Annotated in this window: 20 protein-coding genes, 1 tRNA gene and 2 pseudogenes; 21 read left to right on the top strand and 2 right to left on the bottom strand. The window is 65.1% G+C overall.

All coding sequences use genetic code 11. The annotated features are described in order from the left end of the window. From A3M7_RS51355 to A3M7_RS0132610, 7 genes and pseudogenes are all read left to right on the top strand, one after another. Positions 1–101: pseudogene (locus A3M7_RS51355) on the top strand (integrase core domain-containing protein); the annotation flags it as partial. Then, positions 83–271 (top strand): annotated as a pseudogene (locus A3M7_RS45235) (IS3 family transposase); the annotation flags it as partial. The pseudogenes A3M7_RS51355 and A3M7_RS45235, both read left to right, overlap by 19 nt. A 122-nt stretch (positions 272–393) precedes the next feature. Continuing rightward, the gene (locus tag A3M7_RS0132630) at positions 394–666 is read left to right on the top strand and encodes a helix-turn-helix domain-containing protein (RefSeq protein WP_027547696.1); all 273 of its coding nucleotides are present in this window, start codon (positions 394–396) and stop codon (positions 664–666) included. A gap of 94 nt (positions 667–760) precedes the next feature. Further along, on the top strand, positions 761–2,521 hold the full coding sequence (locus tag A3M7_RS0132625) for a SulP family inorganic anion transporter (protein ID WP_027547695.1): 1,761 nt from the start codon (positions 761–763) through the stop codon (positions 2,519–2,521). A gap of 70 nt (positions 2,522–2,591) precedes the next feature. Further along, positions 2,592–3,431: a shikimate dehydrogenase gene (locus A3M7_RS0132620; RefSeq protein ID WP_027547694.1), complete on the top strand. Its 840-nt coding sequence runs from the start codon at positions 2,592–2,594 to the stop codon at positions 3,429–3,431. Between the two features lie 56 nt (positions 3,432–3,487). Further along, positions 3,488–4,114 (top strand): hypothetical protein, encoded by a 627-nt coding sequence (locus A3M7_RS0132615; protein ID WP_027547693.1) that lies wholly within the window; start codon positions 3,488–3,490, stop codon positions 4,112–4,114. 97 nt (positions 4,115–4,211) lie between these two features. Then, positions 4,212–4,817 (top strand): hypothetical protein, encoded by a 606-nt coding sequence (locus A3M7_RS0132610; RefSeq protein ID WP_371090226.1) that lies wholly within the window; start codon positions 4,212–4,214, stop codon positions 4,815–4,817. Positions 4,818–5,062: 245 nt separating this feature from the next. On the opposite strand, the gene A3M7_RS0132605 is transcribed toward A3M7_RS0132610, so the two are convergent. Then, on the bottom strand, positions 5,063–6,199 hold the full coding sequence (locus tag A3M7_RS0132605) for an alpha-hydroxy acid oxidase (RefSeq protein ID WP_027547691.1): 1,137 nt from the start codon (positions 6,197–6,199) through the stop codon (positions 5,063–5,065). Positions 6,200–6,305: 106 nt separating this feature from the next. Here A3M7_RS0132605 and A3M7_RS49980 point away from each other — a divergent pair, with 106 nt between their 5' ends. The 12 genes from A3M7_RS49980 to A3M7_RS0132545 all read left to right on the top strand — a co-directional run bounded on the left by A3M7_RS49980 (position 6,306) and on the right by A3M7_RS0132545 (position 18,981). Then, complete coding sequence (locus A3M7_RS49980; protein WP_167771152.1) at positions 6,306–6,473, top strand: hypothetical protein; 168 nt, start codon at positions 6,306–6,308, stop codon at positions 6,471–6,473. 221 nt (positions 6,474–6,694) lie between these two features. Then, a complete protein-coding gene (gene glmM / locus A3M7_RS0132595) occupies positions 6,695–8,038 on the top strand; it encodes a phosphoglucosamine mutase (RefSeq protein ID WP_027547690.1) in 1,344 nt (447 codons plus the stop codon). A 255-nt stretch (positions 8,039–8,293) separates the two neighbouring features. Further along, on the top strand, positions 8,294–9,544 hold the full coding sequence (locus tag A3M7_RS0132590) for an MFS transporter (RefSeq protein WP_027547689.1): 1,251 nt from the start codon (positions 8,294–8,296) through the stop codon (positions 9,542–9,544). A gap of 229 nt (positions 9,545–9,773) precedes the next feature. Next, positions 9,774–10,592, top strand: coding sequence for an outer membrane protein (locus tag A3M7_RS0132585; protein WP_027547688.1), 819 nt, complete (start codon positions 9,774–9,776; stop codon positions 10,590–10,592). A 167-nt stretch (positions 10,593–10,759) separates the two neighbouring features. Then, positions 10,760–11,521, top strand: coding sequence for an outer membrane protein (locus A3M7_RS0132580; RefSeq protein ID WP_027547687.1), 762 nt, complete (start codon positions 10,760–10,762; stop codon positions 11,519–11,521). A 74-nt stretch (positions 11,522–11,595) separates the two neighbouring features. Next, on the top strand, positions 11,596–12,186 hold the full coding sequence (locus tag A3M7_RS0132575; RefSeq protein ID WP_027547686.1) for a glutathione S-transferase family protein: 591 nt from the start codon (positions 11,596–11,598) through the stop codon (positions 12,184–12,186). A 14-nt stretch (positions 12,187–12,200) separates the two neighbouring features. Next, entirely contained in the window at positions 12,201–12,665 is a 465-nt protein-coding gene (locus A3M7_RS0132570; RefSeq protein WP_027547685.1) for a GNAT family N-acetyltransferase, read from the top strand. Positions 12,666–12,936: 271 nt separating this feature from the next. After that, the gene (locus A3M7_RS0132565) at positions 12,937–13,128 is read left to right on the top strand and encodes a hypothetical protein (RefSeq protein WP_235885730.1); all 192 of its coding nucleotides are present in this window, start codon (positions 12,937–12,939) and stop codon (positions 13,126–13,128) included. A 79-nt stretch (positions 13,129–13,207) separates the two neighbouring features. Beyond that, positions 13,208–14,380 carry a phosphoserine transaminase gene (locus tag A3M7_RS0132560; protein ID WP_027547683.1) on the top strand — a complete coding sequence of 391 codons (1,173 nt, stop codon included), beginning with the start codon at positions 13,208–13,210 and terminating at the stop codon, positions 14,378–14,380. A gap of 127 nt (positions 14,381–14,507) precedes the next feature. Continuing rightward, a complete protein-coding gene (gene serA, locus A3M7_RS0132555) occupies positions 14,508–16,097 on the top strand; it encodes a phosphoglycerate dehydrogenase (protein ID WP_027547682.1) in 1,590 nt (529 codons plus the stop codon). 228 nt (positions 16,098–16,325) lie between these two features. After that, positions 16,326–17,498, top strand: a complete 1,173-nt coding sequence (locus A3M7_RS0132550) for an acetyl-CoA C-acyltransferase (protein ID WP_027547681.1) — start codon at positions 16,326–16,328, stop codon at positions 17,496–17,498. Between the two features lie 313 nt (positions 17,499–17,811). Continuing rightward, positions 17,812–18,981 (top strand): serine hydrolase domain-containing protein, encoded by a 1,170-nt coding sequence (locus A3M7_RS0132545; RefSeq protein WP_198033843.1) that lies wholly within the window; start codon positions 17,812–17,814, stop codon positions 18,979–18,981. Positions 18,982–19,116: 135 nt separating this feature from the next. Here the strand turns inward: A3M7_RS0132545 and A3M7_RS0132540 are convergent, their stop codons facing one another. Continuing rightward, the gene (locus A3M7_RS0132540; protein WP_027547679.1) at positions 19,117–22,650 is read right to left on the bottom strand and encodes a PAS domain S-box protein; all 3,534 of its coding nucleotides are present in this window, start codon (positions 22,648–22,650) and stop codon (positions 19,117–19,119) included. Between the two features lie 618 nt (positions 22,651–23,268). Between A3M7_RS0132540 and A3M7_RS0132535 the strand changes: the two genes are divergently transcribed. Together A3M7_RS0132535 and A3M7_RS0132530 are read left to right on the top strand one after the other, a co-directional pair. Continuing rightward, a complete protein-coding gene (locus A3M7_RS0132535) occupies positions 23,269–23,703 on the top strand; it encodes a phasin (protein ID WP_027547678.1) in 435 nt (144 codons plus the stop codon). A 190-nt stretch (positions 23,704–23,893) separates the two neighbouring features. Then, a tRNA-His gene (locus tag A3M7_RS0132530) sits at positions 23,894–23,970 on the top strand. The last annotated feature ends 172 nt before the right edge of the window (positions 23,971–24,142 follow it).

Genomic DNA, 24,142 nt, shown 5'->3' with positions numbered 1-24,142 from the left:
CGAGGCCATGCTGCTCGAGCTCGGCATCAAACACCGCTACACCAGGCCATATCGGCCGCAGACCAATGGCAAAGTCGAACGCTTCTGGCGCACCCTCGATGAGGACGTCATCGAAGGCGCGACCTTCGACCATCTCGACCACTTCGCCAAAGAACTGTTCGAGTACCTCGTCTACTACAACAACCACAGACCCCATCAGGCCTTGGCAGGACAAACTCCCAAGGCCTTCGCCGCTACCAAGGCCACCCCGATCCAATCAGCGAATTATTGAACATCGACAGCAATGACGGAGGAGACTGCCGGGCAGCCCTTGCATTCGCTCTTCAATGATGTATTTTACATCATTGTACATGCGCCAGATATCATTTATAAGCTCTGATACGTGAGGCCAAGGTGATCACGTCGTTCCAGATGCGGGCAGCCCGCGCGCTGCTCGGCATCGACCAGAAAACCCTGGCCGAGCTCGCCGGCGTGTCGCTGCCGACCATCCAGCGGATGGAGGCCAGCACGGGCAATGTTCGCGGCGTGGTCGAGACCTTGATCAAGGTGGTCGAGGCGTTCGACCGGGCCGGCGTCGAACTGATCGGCGAGCAGGCGCGCAGCGACAGCGGCGGACGCGGTGTTCGCCTGCGAGAGCCGGGGCCGCCGCGTCGCGTCGGAGCATGATCGGGCGTTGATCGTGCTCGGGATCAGAATGACCTAGCGCATCGTCGCGCACGCAGGGGCGCGGGACGCACGATGCTTCGGAGCATTGTGGGGCATGAGCATCACGAGCGATCACGCAAGCCGGCTGCATCAGCTGCGTCAGCCGACCTTTGCCGAACTGTACCTGCCAAAGCTCGTCACGGTCTGGCGTGAGGGCTATGGCCTCGCGGATTTCCGCGCCGACGTCTTTGCTGGTCTCACGGTTGCGATCGTGGCGCTGCCGCTGTCGATGGCGATCGCGATCGCCTCGGGCGTGACGCCGGACCGCGGCCTCTACACCGCCGTTGTCGGCGGCTTCATCGCGTCGCTGCTCGGCGGCAGCCGGTTCCAGATCGGCGGGCCGGCCGGCGCCTTCATTGTGCTGGTTGCGGCGACTGCGGAGCGGCACGGCGTCGACGGCGTGATCCTCGCCACCATGATGGCGGGCCTGTTCCTGATCGCCGCCGGCCTCCTGCGCATCGGCACCTACATCAAGTTCATTCCCTATCCGGTCACGGTCGGCTTCACCGCCGGCATTGCCGTGATCATCTTCGCCAGCCAGCTCCGCGATCTCTCAGGGATCACGCTGGCGGGCAAGGAGCCCAGCGAGTTCGTTGCGAAGCTCGCGGCGCTGGCCGGAGGCCTGCCTACCGTCAACCCGTCGGCGCTTGCCGTCGCAATCGGCAGCATCGTTATCATCGCCGCCCTGCGGCGCTGGCGGCCGTCCTGGCCCGGCATCCTGATCGCGGTCGTGTTTGCTGCGGTCGCGAGCGCCGTGCTGTCGCTGCCGGTCGAGACCATCGGTTCGCGCTTCGGCGGCATCCCGCGCGAACTGCCGTCGCCGGCGCTGCCCGCGTTCTCGCTTGCGAAGGTGCAGGCGGTGCTGCCGGACGCGATCGCCTTCGCGCTGCTGGCCGCGATCGAATCGCTGCTGTCAGCTGTGGTGGCCGACGGCATGACCGGACGCCGCCATCGCTCCAATTGCGAGCTGGTCGCGCAAGGCGTCGCCAATGTCGGCTCGGCGCTGTTCGGCGGCATCTGCGTCACCGGCCTGATCGCGCGCACCGCGACCAACATCCGCGCCGGCGCGCGGGGGCCGCTCGCGGGCATGCTGCACTCCGTCTTCCTGCTGTTGTTCATGCTGATCGCAGCACCGCTCGCCAGCTACATCCCGCTGGCCGCGCTCGCCGCCGTGCTGGTCGTGGTGGCCTGGACCATGGCGGAGAAGCAGGAGTTCGCGACGCTGCTGCGCTCCTCCTGGGGCGACGCCGTCGTGCTGCTCGCAACCTTCCTGCTCACGATCTTCCGCGACCTGACCGAAGGCATTCTGGTCGGCTTCGCGCTCGGTGCGGTGCTGTTCATCCATCGCATGTCGGAGATGACGGGTATCGAGGAGCGCACGCCGCTGGTGGCCGCCGACCGTCCCGATGACGGCAATGGCGAACGCGTTCCCTACGATCCCGCGCTTGCGGTCGATCGCGACGTGCTGGTCTATCGCATCACCGGTGCGTTCTTCTTCGGCGCCGCCTCCGCGATCGGAGGCGTGCTCGACGGCATCGCCGACAAGCGCAAGGGTTTCGTGGTCGATTTCGCCGCGGTGCCGTTCCTGGATTCGACGGCGGCCAACGTGCTCGGCCGCGTCGCCGCCAAGGCCCATCGCCAGGGCATCAGGCTGTTCATCACCGGCGCCTCGCCCGCGGTCCGCCGCGCGCTGCTGACCCACGGCGTCACCCCGCCGCGCGCCCGCTATCGCGAGACCATCGAGCGCGCGGTCGCCGACATCAAGGGCGGTGCGGCAAAGCGCGCGGCCGCCCCGGATGGTGCCGCCGCGCACTAGCGGCGCTGGCGCGCTTGACAGAGCCCGCGGGACGCGAAATGGATCGCCTCGGATACGATCCGGGGAGAAGATGACCGTGACCAAGGCTCCCGCAGCCTGTCTGATCGGATGGCCGGCCGCGCATTCGCGCTCGCCGCTGATCCATCATTACTGGCTGCGCACGCTCGGTATCGCCGGCGGCTATGTCATCGAGGCGGTCCCGCCCGACGATCTCCGCGATTTCGTGCTGCGGCTGTCGCTGCGCGGCTTCGTCGGCGCCAACGTCACCATCCCGCACAAGGAGGGCGTGCTGGCACTGTCGACGCCCGATGCGCGCGCCAAGGCCGTCGGCGCCGCCAACACGCTGTGGTTCGAGGACGGCGAGCTGCACGCGACCAACACCGACGTCGAGGGCTTCATCAACAATCTCGATGCCAGCGCGCCGGGCTGGGACGTGGCCGAGGAGGCGCTGGTGCTCGGGGCCGGCGGCTCCGCGCGCGCGGTCGTGTTCGGCCTGCGCGAGCGCGGCATCAAGCGCATCCATCTCGCCAATCGCACCATCGCGCGGGCCGAGACGCTGGCGAAGGAGTTCGGGCCGAACGTGCAGCCCGTCACGTGGGACGGGATCAACGACGTGCTGCCGCGTGCAAAACTTCTCGTGAACACGACTTCGCTCGGCATGCACGGGCAGCCTTCACTCGATGTTGATGTTGCGCGCCTGCCGCAGGCGGCCGTCGTCGCCGATCTCGTCTATGTCCCCCTGGTGACGCCGCTGCTCGCCGCAGCAGAGGCACGCGGCCTCAAGACCGCCGACGGTCTCGGCATGCTGCTGCACCAGGCGGTGCGCGGCTTCGAGCTGTGGTTCGGCCGGCGGCCGCGGGTCACGGCCGAGCTGCGCGCACTGGTCGAGGCCGATCTCACAAAGTCTTGAAAGAATAGCGCGCGGTCTTCGGAGTTCTCTATCCGTGGGGACAATCGGAGACCATCATGCCTGTTCAACGTGCAACTTTCACACGTCCGCTCATCGCCGTCGCGATGGTGGCCGCTTCCACCCTCTATGCCTTCGCGCAGAAGGCGCCGGTGCCGACGCGCGTGCGCGGTACGATCGAAAGCGTCGATGGCGACACCCTGCAGGTCAAGTCGCGCAGTGGCGAGGACGTCAAGCTCCACATCGCATCCGATGTGCGCGTGTCCGGCATTACCAAAATTTCACTCGCCGACATCAAGCCCGGCTCCTTCGTCGGCGCGACCACGGTGCCGGGACCTGACGGCGGCGACAACGCCGTCGAGGTGCATGTGTTTCCGGAGAGCATGCGCGGCACCGGCGAAGGCTCGCGGCCCTATGACCTCAAGCCGAATTCCAGCATGACCAACGCCACGGTGTCGGAGAGCGTGGTCGGCAATGACGGCCATACGCTGCTGGTCAAGTACAAGGACGGCGAGAAGAAGGTGTTCGTCCCCGACAACACGCCGGTGGTGACCTTCGTGCCCGGCGACAAGACCGACCTGAAGGCCGGCGCCAAGGTGATCGCCTTCATGAAGCAGTTGCCGGACGGCTCGTTCGAGACCAACCGCGTCAGCGTCGGGCGCGATGGCCTCACGCCGCCGATGTGATCGTCACGGCCGGGAATAGCGGCGGTCACACGGGGTTGCCGTGTTTGACCGTCGCAACGCCCTGGAGGGGACAATCATGCCGAAGCTGAAAAACTGGATGCCGCGCGCCGTCGCGGCAGCCTTCGCGACCTTTATCGCTGTTTCCTCTGTCTCGGCGCAGCAGGCGCCGACGGTGCGCATCCGCGGCACCATCGCGAGCGTCGACGGCAACATGCTCGACATCAAGACGCGCGAGGGCAGCGACGTGAAGGTGCGCATGACCGACAACGTCGCGGTGTTCGCCGTGGTGAAGACGGAGCTGCCGGAGATCAAGGAAGGCTCCTATATCGGCGTCACCGCCATGCCCGAGCCCGACGGCACCCAGAGGGCGATCGCCGTGCACATCTTCCCTGAGAACCAGCGCGGCGCGGCCGAAGGCTTTCGGCCCTGGGACGCGCGCGCCAACTCGACCATGACCAACGCGACGGTCTCGCAGACGATCAAGGGCACCGACGGTCAGAATATCACGGTGAAATACAAGGACGGCGAGAAGAAAGTCGTGGTGCCGCCCGACACCCCGATCGTCACCTTCGTCGCCAGCGACAGGTCCGAGATCAAGCCGGGCGCCAGGCTGATCATCTTCGGCGCGGCGAAGAAGGAGGACGGCTCGCTGGAGGCAAACCGCGTCAACGTCGGCAGGGACGGGATCACGCCGCCGATGTGAGGGCGCGGCTTATAGTGCGCAACCGCCGCGGCAAATTCTGCTGTCGTCCCGGACAAGCGCGCCCTTAGGCGCGCGCAGATCCGGGACCCATAACCACAGGGAGAAGTTGTTGCGCAAAGCAGGTCACTCCGAGTCTCCGTAACCACGCCTGCCTGTGGTTATGGGTCCCGGATCAGCGCTCCGCTTCGCTGCGCTTGTCCGGGACGACGATGGTGATTGAGGCGCATTCTTCGCGCCTCAACGCCTCACACCGCAATGATGTGATCGTCGATCTCCTCGATCCTGTTGACGCCGCACAGGCCCATGGTCGTCAGCAGTTCCTTCTGGATGATGTCGATCGCCTTGGCGACGCCGGCCTGGCCGCCGGCGCCCAGGCCATAGGCGTAGGCGCGGCCGATCATGCAGGACTTTGCGCCGAGCGCGAGTGCGCGCATCACGTCCTGGCCGGAGCGGATGCCGCCGTCGAACATGATCTCCATCCTGTCACCGACGGCATCGACGATCTCGGGCAGCACCTCGATCGAGGACGGCGCGCCGTCGAGTTGCCGGCCGCCATGGTTGGAGACCACGATCGCCTGCGCGCCGGTCTTGGCGGCGAGCTCGGCGTCCTCGACGTCGAGAATGCCCTTCAGGATCAGCTTGCCCGGCCAGATGCTGCGGATCCAATCGATGTCGTTCCAGTTCAGCGAGGTGTCGAACTGCGAGTTGATCCAGGTCGACAGCGAGGTGATGTCGTCGCTGACCTTCAGATGACCGGCGAGATTGCCGAAGGTGCGGCGCTTGCCCTGCAGCACACCCGACACCCAGGCCGGCTTGGTGGCGAAATCGATCAGCTTCGAGAGCGACCATTCCGGCGGCACGGTCATGCCGTTCTTGATGTCCTGGTGGCGCTGGCCGATCACCTGGAGATCGACGGTCAGCACCAGCGCCGAGCATTTTGCCGCGATCGCGCGTTCGATCAGCGCCTTGATGAAGCCGCGGTCCTTCATCACGTAGAGCTGGAACCAGAACGGCTTCTCGACGCTGGCGGCGATGTCCTCGATCGAACAGATCGACATCGTCGACTGCGTGAACGGGATGCCGGCGGCCTGTGCGGCGCGGCAGGCGTGGATCTCGCCGTCGCCATGCTGCATGCCCAGGAGGCCCACGGGCGCGAGCACCAGCGGCATGGTCGAGGGCTCGCCGAGGATCGTCGTCGAGGTGTCGCGCTTGGAGACGTCGACCAGGATGCGCTGGCGGAACTTGATCGCCTGCATGTCCTCGCGGTTGGCGCGCAGCGTTTCCTCGGCATAGGAGCCGCGGTCGCAATAATCGAAGAACGCCTTCGGCACGCGGCGCTTATGCAGCGCGCGAAGATCGTCGATACAGGTGATGTGCTTCATGAACGTGTCCCCGGCCCGTCTCGTATCCGAAAGTCTTGCATCGGAAGATCGAGGCGTCATCTAGCATGGTTGGATGCACAGCCAAATCGTTTGAGAGGAGGGTGCCATGACAAGGCCGCACGCCGCACCGACACCGGAAGAGATCAAGGAGAAGAAGGACCTCGAGGACGCCCTGGAAGAGGGCCTGGAAGAGACCTTCCCGGGCTCGGATCCCGTCAACGTCACCCAGCCGGCGCCGAGCCGCGCTGACGGCCATGTGAAGCGCTCCAAATAGGGGCGGGTTCCGCCCCGTTCCGGTTCCCTAACGGGAAATATAGTGTTAACAATCGGTTAGCGGGGCGAAGTCCGCCCCTATCCCGTAATGATTAATCACATTTTTTGAAGCCAAGTTAGCCGCGATGGCCTTATAAGACCTCAGCAAATCAGGGATGCGGGGCCCGTTCGGGCACTCCGTGGTTGTAGAGGGGATTCCCTGGTTGTTGCGTGGGGGACGATATGAGCCGCAAATATTTCGGGACGGACGGGATTAGGGGCCGCGCCAACGGACTGATCACGCCGGAGCTCGCGCTCAAGGTCGGCCAGGCCGCAGGCCTTGCGTTTCAGCGCGGTGACCACCGCCACCGGGTCGTGATCGGCAAGGACACCCGCCTGTCCGGCTACATGATCGAATACGCGATGGTCGCCGGCTTCACCTCGGTCGGCATGGACGTGCTGCTGGTCGGCCCGATGCCGACGCCGGCGGTCGCGATGCTGACCAAGTCGATGCGCGCCGATCTCGGCGTGATGATCTCGGCCTCGCACAACCTGTTCGAGGACAACGGCATCAAGCTGTTCGGTCCGCAGGGCTTCAAGCTCTCCGACGACGTCGAGAGGCAGATCGAGCAGCTGCTCGACGAGCCGATCGAGAAGCGGCTGGCACAAAGTGCCAGCTTGGGCCGCGCCCGCCGTATCGACGGCGTGCATGACCGCTACATCGAATTCGCCAAGCGCACGCTGCCGCGCGATCTGTCGCTCGACGGGCTGCGCGTCGTGGTCGATTGCGCCAACGGTGCCGCCTACAAGGTGGTGCCGGAAGCGCTGTGGGAGCTGGGCGCCGACGTGGTGCCGATCGGCGTCGAGCCCGACGGCTTCAACATCAACAAGGAATGCGGCTCCACCTCGCCGGAAGCGCTGTCGAAGAAGGTGCGCGAGATGCGTGCCGACATCGGCATTGCGCTGGACGGCGACGCCGATCGCGTCATCCTGGTCGACGAGCGCGGCCACATCGTCGACGGCGACCAGCTGCTCGCGGTGATCGCGCAGAGCTGGAAGGAAGACGGCCGGCTGTCGCGGCCGGGCATCGTCGCCACCGTGATGTCCAATCTCGGGCTCGAGCGCTTCCTGAAGGGGCAGGGGCTCGATCTCGTGCGCACGCCGGTCGGCGACCGCTACGTGCTCGAGCAGATGCTGAGCGGCGGCTACAATCTCGGCGGCGAGCAGTCCGGCCACATCATCCTGTCCGACTACGCCACCACCGGCGACGGCTTCGTTGCTGCCTTGCAGGTGCTGGCCGTGGTGCAGAAGTCGCGCCGGCCGGTGTCGGAAGTGTGCCACCGCTTCGATCCGCTGCCGCAGATCCTCAAGAACGTCCGCCACAAGGGCGGCAAGCCGCTCGACGATTCCGACGTCAAGTCGGCGATCTCCGACGGCGAGAAGCGCCTCAACGGCCACGGCCGCCTGCTGATCCGCTCCTCCGGCACCGAGCCCGTGATCCGCGTCATGGGCGAGGGCGAGGATCGCATCCTGGTCGAGGACGTCGTCGACACCATCGTCTCGGCGCTGGGACAGGCGGCGGCCTGAGTTCGTAGCCATCCTTCGAGACGCCCGCCTTTGGTGGGCCCTCAGGATGAATTCTTGTTTCTCGGCGAAATCTGAAACCCTCATGGTGAGGAGCCCGCCCAAAGCGGGCGTCTCGAACCATGCAGGCCGCGCTGCTTCGCAGTGAAACCGGCCGCGGAGCGCATCCCAGCCATCGACGATTGGCGGTGGTTCCACCGCCGCTCGCATCGTAGTTAGGCGGTGCGGCGGTTCGCCGCGCCTGCCGGGGTCGTTCCATTGAACAAGCCTGTCGTCGTATCTGCGGAAACGCTGACCGAGCCCGTCGTCGTCGGCGACGTGGCGCCCGCCGCCGCCAAGGCTGCGGGGCCGGCCTATGTCGTGCTCGCCGGCATCAGCTTCTCGCACTTCCTCAACGACACCATGCAGTCGCTGATCGCCTCGGTGTACCCGATCCTGAAGGACACCTACGCGCTCGACTTCGCGCAGATCGGCATGATCACGCTGGCCTTCCAGTTCACGGCTTCGCTGCTTCAGCCGGTGGTCGGGCACTACACCGACAAGAAGGCGCAGCCTTATTCGCTGGCGATCGGCATGGCCTCGACCTTCTTCGGCCTCCTGCTGCTCAGCGCCGCGCACCAATATCTCGTCATCCTCGTCGCCGCTGCGCTGGTCGGTCTCGGCTCGGCGGTGTTTCATCCCGAATCCGCGCGCATCGCGCGGCTCGCCTCCGGCGGCCGCTACGGCTTTGCGCAATCGGTGTTCCAGCTCGGCGGCAGTTTCGGCACGTCGATGGGCCCGGTGCTGGCGGCACTGATCGTGGTGCCGTTCGGGCAGGGCAGCATCGCCTGGTTCTCCTCGATCGCGTTCCTTGCCATCGTCGTTCTCTGGCGCATCGGCCGCTGGTACGCGCCGCAGATCAAGGCGAAGAAGACGGCGGCGGTCCAAGCCCATCCTGATGCGCCGAGCTCGCGCCGCGTCGCGGTCGCACTTGCCGTGCTGGTGGCCCTGCTGTTCTCAAAACAGCTCTACGTCTCGAGCCTGTCGAGCTACTACATCTTCTATCTGATCGACCGCTTCGGCGTGTCGACGCAGGCCGCCCAGATCTATCTCTTCGTCTTCCTTGCCGCGAACGCGGTCGGCGCGTTTCTCGGTGGTCCACTCGGGGATCGCTTCGGGCGCAAGATCGTGATCTGGATCTCGATTCTGGGCGCGCTGCCGTTCACGCTGGCGCTGCCCTATGCCGGGCTCTACGCCAGCGCGGTGCTCAGCGTCATCATCGGCCTGATCATCTCTTCGACGACGTCGTCGATCATCGTGTTCGCGCAGGAACTGGTGCCGCACCGCTTCGGCATGATCTCCGGCGTGTTCTTCGGCGTCGCCTTCGGCATCGGCGGCCTGGGCGCGGCCGTGCTCGGCAAGCTCGCCGATCACACCTCGATCGAGTTCGTCTATCAGGTCTGCGCCTATCTGCCGGCGATCGGGCTGCTCGCGGTGTTCCTGCCCAAGCTGCCGCGGCAGGCGCGTTAACGGATCCTGTTTCGCTGCATTGCGGCTTCATACATTGTTAGCAATTGGGACGCGAGGCGCTGCATTTTTGCAACGCTACCGCCGCATCCCGCGTGTGCAGTCACGAAAAATCAACCTTAAAAATTAGGGTTAAGTGGCGCTTAAACATTTGCTGCCATCGTCCGCCCGTGAGTTTCCAGAACGTGAGGCGGCTGCATTTTTGCCTCACCGGCCATAAGGACGAAGCCAAATGCGTAGCGTTAAGTCTCTCCTTGCCGCGGGTGCGGCAACCCTGATCTCGTCGATGGCGTTCGCCGCCGATATGCCGATCGCGGCGCCCCCTCCGATGTACGCGCCGCCGGCCCCTGCGGCCGACTTCGGCGGCTGGTATCTGCGCGGCGACATCGGCTTCAGCAATCAGAAGGTGAAGCAGCTCAACCCGAGCTTCGTCGATCCCGGCATCAGCATTGCGTCCACCCAGGGGCTCGGTTTCGACACGGCCGGCATCTTCGGCCTCGGCGCCGGTTACAGGTTCAACAGCTGGTTCCGCGCCGACGTGACCGGTGAATATCGCGGCAACGCCAATCTGCATGGTCTCCAGATCATCAATTTCAACGGCGCTCCGGCCTTTACCGACGAGTATCATGGCAGCAAGTCGGAATGGCTGGTGCTCGCCAACGCCTACGTCGACCTCGGCACCTGGTGGTGCATCACCCCGTTCATCGGTGCCGGCGTGGGTGGTTCGCGCAACACCATTTCAAACTTCCAGGACATCAACACGCCGAACGGCGGTGTTGCTTTTGCACCGAACACCTCGAAATGGAACTTCGCGTGGGCCGCGCATGCCGGTCTCGCCTACAAGGTCAATCCGAGCCTCACGCTCGAACTGGCCTATCGCTATGTGGACCTCGGAGACGCAGTCACCGGTACGCTCACCGACTTCACCGGCCTCAACCGCGGCCGCACCATGCAGTTCAAGGACATCACCTCGCATGACCTGAAGTTCGGCGTGCGCTGGGACCTCAGCAGCCCGCCGGTCTACGCGCCGCCGCTCGTCACCAAGGGCTGATCGGCAAGCCGATCGGTTAAGACTGATTAACGGCGCGGGACCCTCTCGCGCCGTTTTGCTTTGCGTATTTTTCATTGCTCATGGCGACGAAGGGCTCCGACGCAACCATTGGTTAAGGTTAACGAGCCATGATCATGGCGAAAGTTCGAGTTCGATGGAGCGTTCCGATGCGTAGGCTTTTGTTGGCGGCGGCGATGTTGGGGACGGTGTCTGCCGCGCACGCGGCCGATATGCCGGATCTGCCGTTCCTGCGCGGCAGCTTCACGGACGGTCTGTCGAGATCCAACGTCAACTGGCAAGGCTACTATGTCGGCGGTCAGGGCGAGTACGGCGCGATCACGTCGAAGATCTCCTCCACCATCAACAGCGACATCCAGTCGACCTTCGTCACACCGGGCCCGGCCTACAATTGGCAACCGCTCGCGTTCGCGCACAGCAACAGCGCCGGCTATGGCGCGTTTGCCGGCTATAATGGGCAATGGGACGACGTCGTGCTCGGCGTCGAGGCCAACTACATTCACGGTGGTTTCAAGTCGACATCGAACTCGGTCGGGCAGACGTTCAACAACCTCAACGCGGTCATTGCCACCACCGCGACATCCGCAGTCGTCGGCGTGTCTGACTTCGGATCGCTGCGCGCGCGAGCCGGCTATGCCTGGGGATGCTTCCTGCCTTACGCCTTTATCGGCGGCGGGGTCGGCAGCCAGACCGTCGATCGCTACGCCTCGGCGTCTCCGTCGTCGGTGCAGCCTGCGACGACCTTCGCGAGCAAGAGCAAGCTGGTCTACGGTTATTCCGGCGGCCTCGGCTTCGACGCCATGCTGGTCGGCGGCCTGTTCGTCCGTGTCGAATACGAATATTTGCGGGTGACGTCGGACATCGAGTCGAACGTCAATAGCGTCCGCGCCGGGCTCGGATACAAGTTCTGAGCGCCGCGCATGGCGCCGATTGACAGGCCCTGCGAGCCCTGATGCTCTGTCGCCAGACAGTGGGGGCGGCAGCGATGCAGATCTACGGCGACAGCAATTCCGGCAATTGTCTCAAGGTGAAGTGGGTCTGCGACAAGCTCGCATTGCCCTACGACTGGATCGAGATCGACACCCGCAAGGGTGAGACGCGCACGCCGCAATTCCTTGCCATGAACGGCGCCGGCCAGGTGCCGACCGTCGCCTTCGACGACGGCCGCACGCTGGCGCAATCCAATGCCATCATCCGCTATCTCGCCCGCGACAGCGCGCTGATTCCGCGCGACGCCTTTGTTGCTGCCAAGATGGATGAATGGTTGTTCTGGGAGCAGTACAGCCACGAGCCCTATATCGCGGTGTGCCGCTTCCAACTCGTCTATCTCGGCAAGGACGCCTCCGAGCTCGACCCCGAAAAGGTCAAGCGCGGCTATGCGGCGCTCGACCGCATGGAGCAGCATCTCTCCGGCAGCCGCTTCTTCGCCGGCGAAGCGGTCTCGCTCGCCGACGTCTCGCTGCTCGCCTATACCCGCGTTGCGCATGAAGGCGGCTTCGATCTCGGCCGTCATGCGGCCGTCCGCCGCTGGATCGGCGAGACCGAGGCCTTTCTCGGCCTTCCGCCGGCGCGTTGAGTCCGGAGTACCTCGTGAACGCCGGAACCGTTTCCATTCGTCGCGCGCGCCGCGAGGATGTCGCTGCGATCGTGGCGATGCTCGCCGACGATCATCTCGGGCGCGCCCGTGAGCGGGTGGAGGATCCGCTGCCCCCGGCCTATTACGAAGCGTTCGAGCGGGTCGAGCGCGATCCAAATCTCGCGCTGGTGGTTGCCGAGAGCGAGGGCAGGGTGGTCGGCTGCCTGCAACTTGCTGTGCTGTCAGGCATCAGCTCGCAAGGCGGCACCCGTGGTCTGCTCGAAGACGTGCGCGTTGCCACTGATTGTCGCAGCCGCGGCATCGGCGAGGAATTGGTGCAATGGGCCATCGCGGAAGCGAAAGCGCGCGGCTGCAATCTGGTCGAACTGTTGACACATCAGACGCGAGTGGACGCGCAGCGCTTCTACAAGCGGCTCGGATTCACAGCTAGTCATGTCGGCATGACTGTCCGCTTTTGAGGCAGTAAGAGCGTTTTCGAGCGAAGTGGATACCGGTTCGCGTAAAGAAAACGCGTCAACACAAAAATCAAGAGTCCCATTCCGATTGTATCGGAATGGGGCTCCGGCCGCGCACCTTGCGCAATCAGCAAATTCGGATCGCGCATTCGTTCATGTTAAGAGCCGGTAAACTACCCAGCCGTCGTTCACGTTGAGGTGGGAACGATCGGTGCTACGGCAGCGTCAGACACCGAGCTCGGTCGGTTCGGGGATTTCGATGACAAGCTATTCGATGATCAAGGTCGGCAACGGCTACGTTGTGCAGGCCAACGACAAGTGCATTTTGAAGGTCGGCAGCCGACGCAAAGCCGCGCAATTGATCAGCGAGGCCACGGACTTGCTGAACGCGCTCGCCACGGTGGAATCCCCCGATATCGCGCCGGAAGCGCCATCACTCGCGCGTGAGGTCCCGGAACTTCCTTGACGACTCTTCCCGTTTCCCGTATCAGCCGCGGCGGGACACCTCCCCCCAACGGGAGGCTTACTATCTGGAAGGGTAGAATATGACTGTAGCGAAGCCCGCTTCGCGGCCCAACGTGCCGCATTTTTCCTCTGGCCCCTGCGCCAAGCGCCCCGGCTGGAACGCCCAAAATCTCAAGGACGCAGCGCTCGGCCGTTCGCATCGCGCGAAGGTCGGCAAGACCAAGCTCAAGCTCGCGATCGATCTGACGCGCGAAGTGCTTGAAGTGCCCGCCGATTATCGCATCGGCATCGTGCCGGCCTCCGATACCGGCGCGGTCGAGATGGCGCTGTGGTCGCTGCTCGGTGCACGGCCCGTCACCACGCTCGCCTGGGAATCCTTCGGCGAGGGCTGGGTCAGCGACATCGTCAAGGAATTGAAGCTCAAGGACGTCACCAAGCTCAATGCGGCCTACGGTGAAATCCCCGATCTCTCCAAGGTCGATCCGAAGTCGGACGTCGTCTTCACCTGGAACGGCACCACCTCAGGCGTGCGCGTGCCGAACGCCGACTGGATCAGCGCGACCCGCGAAGGCCTGACCATTTGCGACGCCACCTCGGCGGCATTCGCGCAACCCCTCGACTGGGCCAAGCTCGACGTCGTCACCTTCTCCTGGCAGAAGGCGCTTGGCGGCGAGGCCGCGCACGGCATGCTGATCCTCTCCCCGCGCGCGGTGGAGCGGCTCGAGACCTACAAGCCGGCCTGGCCGCTGCCGAAGATCTTCCGCATGACCAAGGGCGGCAAGATCAACGAAGGCATCTTCGTCGGCGAGACCATCAACACGCCGTCGATGCTCTGCGTCGAGGACTATCTCGACGCGCTGAACTGGGCCAAGTCGATCGGCGGCCTCAAGGCGCTGATCGCGCGCGCCGACGCCAACACCAAGGTGCTGGCCGACTGGAAGGCGAAGACGCCCTGGATCGACTTCCTGGCCAAGGACGCTTCGATCCGTTCCAACACCTCGGTGTGCCTGAAGTTCACCGATCCCGCGCTCACCGCGCTCTCGGACGACGCGCAGGCCGAGTTTTCCAAGAAGCTGGTCGCGCTGGTCGAGAAGGAGGGCGCCGGCTACGACTTCGCCTATTACCGCGATGCGCCGGCCGGCCTGCGCATCTGGTGCGGCGCCACCGTCGAGGCCAAGGACGTCGAGCTGCTGACCCAGTGGATCGACTGGGCCTTCGCCGAGACCAAGGCGCAGCTCGCCAAGGCGGCTTAACGCGCTCTAACTCATTCTCGTCATGGCCGGGCTTGACCCGGCCATCCATCGATTAAGAGAGATGGACCCGCGGGTCAGGCCCGCGGATGACGTTCCGTAAATGCAGCTCGCACCACGGATTATCCCCATGACCAAGCCCAAAGTTCTCATTTCCGACGCGCTCTCGCCCGCTGCCGTGCAGATCTTCAAGGATCGCGGCGTCGAGGTCGACTTCCAGCCCAATCTCGGCAAGGACAAGGACAAGCTCGCCGAGATCATCGGCAATTACGACGGCCTTGCGATCCGCTCCGCGACCAAGGCGACCGCCAAGATCCTCGAGAAGGCGACCAACCTGAAGGTGATCGGCCGCGCCGGCATCGGCGTCGACAACGTCGAGATCCCCGCCGCCACGGCCAAGGGCATCATCGTGATGAACACGCCGTTCGGCAATTCGATCACGACCGCCGAGCACGCCATCACCCTGATGCTGGCGCTCGCCCGCGAGATCCCGCAGGCCGACGCCTCGACCCAGGCCGGCAAGTGGGAGAAGAACCGCTTCATGGGCGTCGAGATCACCGGCAAGGTGCTCGGCGTCGTCGGCTGCGGCAACATCGGCTCGATCGTCGCCGATCGCGCGCTCGGCCTGCGCATGAAGGTGGTCGCGTTCGATCCGTTCCTGTCGCCGGAGCGCGCCAAGGACATCGGCGTCGAGAAGGTCGATCTCGATGACCTGCTCAAGCGCGCCGACTTCATCACGCTGCACACTCCGCTCACCGAGAAGACGAAGAACATCATTGATGCTGCCGCGATCGCCAAGATGAAGAAGGGCGTGCGGCTGATCAACTGCGCCCGCGGCGGCCTCGTCGACGAGCAGGCGGTGGTCGATGCGCTGAACTCCAAGCACATCGCCGGCGCCGCCTTCGACGTCTTCGTCGAGGAGCCCGCGAACGCCAACGTGCTGTTCGGCCATCCCAACGTGATCTGCACGCCGCATCTCGGCGCCTCCACCACCGAAGCGCAGGAGAACGTCGCGCTCCAGGTCGCCGAGCAGATGTCGGACTATCTGCTCACCGGCGCGATCTCGAACGCGGTCAATTTCCCCTCGATCACGGCTGAAGAGGCGCCGAAGCTGAAGCCGTTCATCGCGCTCGCCGAGAAGCTCGGCTCGTTTGCCGGCCAGCTTACCGAGAGCGGCATCCTCAAGGTCGAGATCACCTATGAGGGGCATGTCGCCGAGATGAAGATCAAGGCGATCACCTCCGCCGTGCTGTCGGGCCTGCTGCGGCCGATGCTGGGCGAGGTCAACGTGGTGTCCGCGCCCGTGGTCGCCAAGGAGCGCGGCATGGTGGTGGACGAGATCGTGCGCGCAGCGCAGAGCGACTATGAGAGCCTGATCACCGTCACGGTCGCGACCGAACGCCAGGAGCGCTCGGTCTCCGGCACCGTGTACCATGATGGCAAGCCGCGATTGGTCGACGTCAAGGGCATCCGCGTCGACGCCGAGTTCGGCAAGTCGATGATCTACGTCACCAACGAGGACAAGCCCGGCTTCATCGGCGCGTTCGCGAGCCTGCTCGGCGACGCCAAGCTCAACATCGCGACCTTCCATCTCGGCCGCGTCAAGCAGGGCGGCGACGCCATCGCGCTGGTCGAGGTCGACGGCGCGGTGCCGGCCGACGTGCTCGCCAAGGTGCTGGCCCTGCCGCAGGTCAAGCAAGCCAAGGCGCTGACGTTCTAGCCAATCGTCATTCCGGGGCACGCGTAGCGTGAACCCGGAATCTCGAGATTCCGGGTTCGCACTTTCGTGCGCCCCGGAATGACCGGCACGAAGATATTCCGACCCGCGGAACAACGCCGCCTCCCTCACCGGAGGCGGCGTTTTTATTTCTCCCCCGGCCTTCCAACTTTGTGTACCAATGGCGGCCAGGACGCTCCGTTCAAAATCGTTCGACAAGGGAGAAAAACAATGCGTGAAGCCGTCATCGTTTCCTATGCGCGCACGGGCCTCGCGAAATCCGGCCGCGGCGGATTCAACATCACGCCGCCGATGTCGCTCGCGGCCCACGCCATCCACCACGCGGTCGATCGCGCCGGCGTCGACAAGGACTATGTCGAGGACTGCTACCTCGGCAATTGCGCCCACGGCGCGCCGAACATCGGTCGCCAGGCCGCGCTGCTCGCCGGCCTGCCGACGACCACCGCCGGCGTCTCGGTGAACCGCTTCTGCTCCTCCGGGCTGCAGACCATCGCGATGGCCGCCAACTCGATCCGCTCCGACGGCGCCGACTGCATCGTCGCCGGCGGCGTCGAGAGCATCTCGATGCCGGGCGGCGGCACGCCGAAGGAATCGATCGATCCGGAGCTGCTCAAGGTCGCCCCTGACATCTTCATGGCGATGATCGACACCGCCGACATCGTCGCCGAGCGCTACAAGCTCAGCCGCGAATACCAGGACGAGTTCTCGCTGGAATCGCAGCGCCGCATGGCCGCGGCCCAGCAGGCGAACAAGTTCAAGGACGAGATCGTCCCGATGAAGACCAAGATGAAGGTCGTCGACAAGCAGACCAAGGCCGAGAGCATCGTCGACTACGTCGTCGACCGCGACGAGTGCAACCGGCCCGAGACCACGTTGGAGGGCCTTGCCAAGCTCGAGCCGGTGAAGGGGCCCGGCAAGTTCGTCACCGCCGGCAATGCCAGCCAGCTCTCGGACGGCGCCGCCGCCGTGGTGCTGATGGAAGCCAAGGACGCCGAGAAGCGCGGCCTCAAGCCGCTCGGCCGCTTCGTCGCCTGGGCGACCGCCGGCTGCGAGCCCGACGAGATGGGTATCGGACCGGTGTTCGCGATTCCGAAGCTGCTCAAGCGCACCGGCCTCAAGATCGACGACATCGATCTGTGGGAGCTCAACGAGGCGTTCGCCAGCCAGTGCCTGTATTGCCGCGACCAGCTCGGCATCGATCCCGCCAAGTACAACGTCAACGGCGGCTCGATCGCGATCGGCCATCCCTTCGGCATGACCGGTGCGCGTCTCACCGGCCACCTGCTCCAGGAAGGTGCGCGCCGCAAGGCGAAGTGGGGCGTGGTGACGATGTGCATCGGCGGCGGCCAGGGCGGCGCCGGCCTGTTCGAGATCTACAGCTGATCCAGGCCACATGAATGTGAAAGGCACGGCGCCGCAAGCGCCGTGCCTTTTTATTTGATGATTTGAGCGCCGATCCAACGCGTACCGAAGAATTGCAGCGCGCTCGATGTCCCTTTTGGCTGCCAACAGCGGAGGGAAGCGGACATCGCCTGACTTCGCAGATGGCCAAAGCCAGACCTCGCGCCGACGTGGCTTGGACCACCCTTCACACAAAATCGCGGAATCAACCACACGATGTCGTTCTTATAAAGACAACCGCAACGGAAGATGCTAAAGTTTGCTGGCGATCAAGCTTGCAATGGGGAGGGGCGCCATGGCCTTATCGGACCCGAGCTCGGCGATCCAGACCGTCATAGACGCTGTCGTCAGCGATTACATGGGGATGGCCGTCTACGTCTTCACGGATTTTGACGGCTCCGGCACCCCCTCCGCAAAGTTCTTCTCTCCCTCCCAGACTGAAGTCTGGGACTCGAACCACAAGGTCGTGGCCGCTGCGAACCTGCCAAATACGCTGTTCGAAATCGGATCCATTTCAAAAGTCTTCACATCCAGAATTTTTTACAGCCTTCAAGGCACATATGATGGGAATACGGTCGGGTCCTGCATGCCCTCGATTTCCCTGCCGGCCGCGATCAGCGGGATTCCGGTCGCCGACATCGTCACTTATGCTTCTGGATTTCCGCAGGATAATGGCTTGCCTCCCGATCCGCGGGGACCATTCTGCCCGCCGAGTAACTTGCAGAACTTCACCGAGCTCGTCGCCTGGTTCAACAGCGGACAGCACTCGGCTTGGATCTGTCCGCCGGGCCAGTGCTACACGTATTCAAACCTTGCCTGGTCCCTCCTGGCTATTGCCGGCGCCAACCCGCAGAACACCTATGTCGACGTCTATGACGAGTACAACACGCAACTCGTCGAGCTGTGCGCGGGTCTGGGCATGAACAACACCGCGTTGTTCAATACGGGCCAAGTGCCCAGCATGGCGTGTGGATATGACGGGACGCAGCCTTTCGACATAGGTCATAGCTATTTGCCGTGCCCACCGATGGAGTTCGGGAGCGGATCGATCGTCAGCTGCGCCTCGGACATGCTTCAATGGCTGCTCTACAACATGGGCCAACTGCAGCCTTCACCGACGGAATTCGCCATCCTGCAGACGCAGCAGCAGACCGGCTGGACCCGGGGCAAATGCGGTACAGCGACGGGCATCTGCGGAGGGCCGACGAACGGCCCCACGGTCGGAATTGGGTGGTTCTTTCCGAAAATCGCCGGCGCGGCGGGAAGTGTCCTGTCGAAAGATGGCGGCGTACCGGGCTTCAGCTCGTGGATGGGGTTTGAGAGCTGGGTTCAGAACGGCGCAAGCGCTCCGTCGGGCAATGGCGTCGTGGTTCTGTCCGCCGGCAGCCTCGCCTCGCCAGTGGGACAGAAAATCATGTCCATTCTTCTGAACGCCGAGGTCGAGGCTGGTTTGTCGTCGAGTTGACCCAATTTCGGGCTCGTCTTTCGACGAGATGATGACGGAGAATCCTGCGAAGGGGCCTGATCGTCGATGAGTTCGACGATCAGGGGCGGAGCGCAAGCTGCCTCGTGGCAGCAATCGATCTGGTCTGATCTCGCCTCAAGCCCGCGCCAGCGCGGGCGCGAACACCACTTCGATCAGCGTGCCGTGGCCTGCGTTCTTGATGTTGAAGCGGGCGCGGTTGGCTTCGACCAGGGCCTTGGTCAGCGACAGGCTCAGCGCCGAATTGTCCTCGGCATCGCCCGGCGGCGGGGTGCGGAACGGCTCCATCGCGGCCGCGACCTCGCGCTCGCTGAGGCCATGGCCGGTGTCGCGGATGCGAAGGGCGATCTCGCCGCGGTCGGTGAGCGCGGTCGAGACGATGACCTGGCCGCCGGCGCTGGCGAGCCGGATCGAGTTCGAGATCAGGTTCATGGTGATCTGCCGCATCGCGCGCGCGTCCACGCTCACCTGCGGCAGCGCATGGGCGAGCGAGGTGCGGATGATGATGCGCTCGCGGTTGGCCTGCGGCTGCATCACCACGACGCAGGCCTCGACCAGGTCGTTGAGGTTGAGGTTGGCGAAGTCGAGATCGAGCTTGCCGGTCTCGATCCGCGACAGCTCCAGGAGGTCGTCGATGATCGCGATGACGCGCTCGCCGGAGGCGCGGATGTCCTTCATGTATTCGCCGTAGCGCTCGTTGCCGAGCGTGCCGAAACGCTCGGAGATCATCACCTCGGCAAAGCCGATGATGGCGTTGAGCGGCGTGCGGATCTCGTGGCTGATCCGCGCCAGCATGTCGGCCTTGGCGTTGGCCGCGCCGTCGACGAGACGGCGGGCCTGCGTCAGCTCGCTCTCGCCCTTCTTGCTCTGCGAGAGGTCGCGGAACACGGCGAAGAAGTTCGGGCCGTCGGGCCTGGTGCGGCCCATGATCATGGCGAGCGGAATGACGCCGCCCTTCTTCTCGCGCCCCAGCACCTCGCGGCCGTGGTCGAGCAGGCTCGAAATGTCCTGGCTCTTGACGCTTTCGAGATAGTCGGCGACGACCTGCTGGCTCTCCCGCGCGAACAACGTCACCAGGTTCTGCTCGAGCAGCGCTTCGCCGTCATAGCCGAACAGCGCCTCGGCGCTGCGGTTGCAGACGTGGATGTTGCCTTCTGCATCGAACATCACGATGCCCTCGGCGGTGGTGTCGAGGATCGCGGCGAGATCCTCGGCGTCGGCGTCGCCGGCCTGGGACTCGAGCTCGGACGCGTAGGGGAAGGACTCTGCTACAAGAGGCTCGGCGACAAGAGGCGCGGCGGCAACGGGCTCGGCGACAACGGGCGGCGCGACGACAGGCTCAGCAACCACGGACACCGCCTGCGGCAGCGCGCAGATCAGCGCATGCGCGCTCTCGCCGTCCCAGTCGATGGTGTGCAGATGCGCCTCGGTGGTCGGCAGCGGCTCTTCGCCATTGGCAAGCGTCGCGCTGATCGTCACCGGCGTGCCGCCATGCGAGGTGCTGCTGGCGGCCGACACGCCCGGCTCGACATAGAGCGCATCGAGGCCGCCGGCATTCTCCAGTGCGCTCACGCTGGCATGGCCCATGCGCGCGAGGAACGCCGGGTTGGCGTAGAGCAGGCGGTCGAGGCGATAGATCAAAATACCCGTCGGCAGCAGGTCGAGCAGCGCGCGGTCGCGCATGCTGTGGCCGCGCGCCGGCGGTGCCGGCTCGGTCAGCCATTCGGCCGGCGTGTGCGGCGCCTCCGGCGCCTCGACCGGCGGTTCGGGTGCGGTCTCCGCCGCAGGTTCAGTCGCGCTGGCTGAGATCGTCTCCCGCTCGCGTTCGAGGCGCTCGGACAATTGCCGGGCGAGCTCGTTGAACGCGCTGTTCTCGATCGGCGTCAGCGTCGGCGATCTCTGATCACCGGGTGATCTGGCATCGCCAGGCGGGCGGAACGGCACGACGTTGGGGGGCGTTTCCACTGGCGTTTCCGGATCGGTTGGGTGTGAAGTCGCGTCGGGTGCGGGCAGTTCAGCTTCAGGTGCGGGCTCAGGCTCAGGCTCAGGCGTGGGCTCAGGCTCAGGTGCGGGCGGCTCGGCCGGCGGAGGCGGCGCCTCTGCCACGGGCTCCGGCTCCGGCTCAGGCTCAGGCTCGACGATGTCGGCGGGCAGGCGGTGCGGCGCGTGCGGTTCGGCGAACTGCTCGAAGCGCCTGAGCGCATCGAGCCGGTTGAGGCCGTCGAGATCGCGGCAGACGCCAAAGCCCTTGAAGCCGGCGAAATTGCGCGCGTGGTCGTAGACCGGCAGGCCCGCGAGCTCGACCGGCAGATGCTCGCCGCCATCGGCCGGCCAGTTCACGGTGATCCCGGCCCAGGTGTCATGGCTTGCCAGCGCCTGCGCCACGCGCCCCTCCGGGTCGAGCGAGAATTGCTCGGCGATCTCGCGCCAGGGGCGGCCGAAGCCGGCGGCCGTGTGCGCGCCCATCAGGCGGGTGAACTCGCTGGTTGCGAGCACAAAACGGCCCTCTGCATCCACCTGCCAGAGGAAGCGCAGCGGATGCTGATGCGGCGCGGGCGTCTGTGCGGGACCCGACGGCGGCTCGACCATGCCTGAAGTGATCGGCGCGGCCTGCGGCGACACAATGGCTTGGGGGTGGTTTTCAACCGGAGTTTTGGGCGCGGCGTCGGCCGGTTCTTCAGCCGACTCTACCGTCTCTTCGACCGCTTGCTGGACTGTTGCGATCTCTGGCGCCACCTCGCTTGCGGGCAGCGCGGGCGTTTCGACCGGCTCGGCGAAGGCGTCGAAGAATGCGATAGTGGCCGGCGCGTCGCTCAACGGCGGCGGCGCGTTCGGAGCCTCCGCGGCTTGCGGCGTGGATTGAGCCGGCGCCGCGGGCGTGACATCAGGCGTGCTCGCGGGCGCGGATGCGGCCGGCGCGGCATCGCTCGCCGCTGCCACCGGCGCGGCATCGCTCGCCGCTGCCACCGGCGCGGCATCGCTCGCCGCTGCCGCCTGCGCGGCGGCCGGCTCGATCAGCGCGACCAGGCCGATATCGGCACCCAAGCCAACCCGTTGCAGCACCATCTGGCCGATGCCGATCGGCGTCTCGGCGCGGCCGCTGCGAAGCGCATCGCTGCGCGCCTGTTCGAGCCCGGCTTCGCCGAGATCGCGGAAGCCGAGCAGGGCGCGCGCGGCTTCGCTGGCGCCGACGAACATTCCGTCGGGCGCGAACGCCGCCATCGGCATCCTGGCGCCCGCGACGAGGCGATGCAGGCGCTCCACCAGCGGCATGGTGCGCACCGATGGGTCCATCGCGGTGACGAGCACGGCCTGGCCGCCATCGGCGAAGCTCAGCCGCGTGCAGGCGCAGGTCATCAGCATGCCGAGCCGGGCGCCGAAGCCGCGCAGCCGTTCGAGCCGCACCGTGCCGTTCGCCGGCAGCTGGCGGGCGAGCCGGGCGACCTGGCGGCGATGGCAGTCGGCCGGGCCGAAAATCCTGTCCGCCAGCGCTGCGGCATGGGCCGCGCCGAAGAACTTTGCGCCGACCGGATTGGCCCACAGCACGCGCGTGCCGTCGACCGACCAGAGCCACGCGGGCAGCGGGGACGTCGCATGCACGGCCAGCCGGGGATCGCCCACGCCTCGCAACTGGAAATCCGAATGACTCATCCAACCGGCTTTAGGTACTCGCTGACACGCGTCTGGCCTTAAGGCTGCCGGGAATGACAGCCTTAAGAAAGGGTTAGTATCGCGCGCAGGCGCGGGCAGGTCCACGGCCCCAGCCTACGGGGAAGGCCCCAAAGCCGCGATAACCTTAATCCGGCCAGACCCGCAAGCCGCGCAGGCGCTGCATCCGCAGGATTCGCGGGGAAGCCCGATCGTCAGCCGCGCGGCGATGGATGCGGCCCGGCCGAAGCACGCGAGCCCCTCGGTCATTCCGGGGCGCGCCATTTGGCGCGAGCCCGGAATCCATGTCCCTGCGATCTCCGCGGCCCGATGGAGTCCGGGCTCCCTCGTTCCGCCCGCGCCCCGGAATGACGACCTCAACCACGGGTTCCCTCAGGCAGGAACCTCATCCTCTCCGGGATTAAATTTTCCCTGCGCACCCCGGATCGCATTGCGCTGCACAAAGTTGACATGATACGCAGCGATACTGCTGGGCGTTGGACGAGCCATCTTTTTCGTTACGCGTATCCAGTCTTCGTACCCGCCAACAGGAGGGCCCCGGTTGGCCGGCGGGCGCGCCAGAAGGCTCACTCCATTTTTCCATGACCGTGAGGGACCAAAATGACAGGTGCGACTGATCCATTCTCCGCCTCCATCATCCCGTTCGAGGTGCCGGAGCAGATGCGTGCGTTCGCCGAAAAGGGCGTTTCGCAGGCCCGCGAGAGCTACGCCAAGTTCAAGGACGCGGCCGAAAGCCATAACGGCACCATCGAGGCCGTGTTCTCGTCCGCCAGCAAGGGCGCGAACGAGTACACCGCCAAGCTGATGGAGTTCATGAAGGCCAACACCACCGCCCATCTGGACTTCACCCAGGAGCTGCTCGGCGTGACGTCGCCGTCGGATGCGTTCGCGCTCTGGAGCAGCCATGGCAAGAAGCAGCTCGAGACCTTCCAGGCCCAGGCCAAGGAGCTCGCCGAGATCGCCCAGCGCGCCGCAACCGCCGCCGCCGAGCCGATCAAGGCCAGCGCCTCGAAGCTCTACCCGCCCGCCGCCTGAGCGATCGGGCCGGATTGATTAAGAAACCCGGGCCCAGGCCCGGGTTTTCCTTTGGAAATAACGTCGTTTGAGGGTGGATTCCGCCCCTTTGCGGCCTTGCCAAAAACGGCCGTTGCACCTAGTTTCCGCCCCGTCCAGCCCCCCTCGGTGACCGGCCTGTTCCCAGGCGCCCAAGGCGGCTCGCAAGGATGCAGTTGTAGCTCAGTTGGTTAGAGCGCCTGTCTGTGGAACAGGAGGTCGGTGGTTCGAGCCCACCCAACTGTACCAGCGCTTCGTCTCAGAAGACCCTTAGCCAAATTCTATGGTGGTATAAGTCTGCTCGGCCGGCAGCTGACTAGCGATTTAACGCCCTCCATTTGTTTCCGTGGTGACATCCTGTCAGCCGCGCATATGCGAGGGTGCTGGACGAAAATAAGCCACTCGCAGATACGAGTAGGGG

It is taken from the genome of Bradyrhizobium sp. WSM2254, from assembly GCF_000472645.1.
In the GTDB taxonomy this organism is placed as follows: Bacteria; Pseudomonadota; Alphaproteobacteria; order Rhizobiales; family Xanthobacteraceae; genus Bradyrhizobium; species Bradyrhizobium niftali.
Note: the sequence above shows the minus strand (reverse complement) of the source record. Positions and strands in the feature narration are given on the sequence as shown.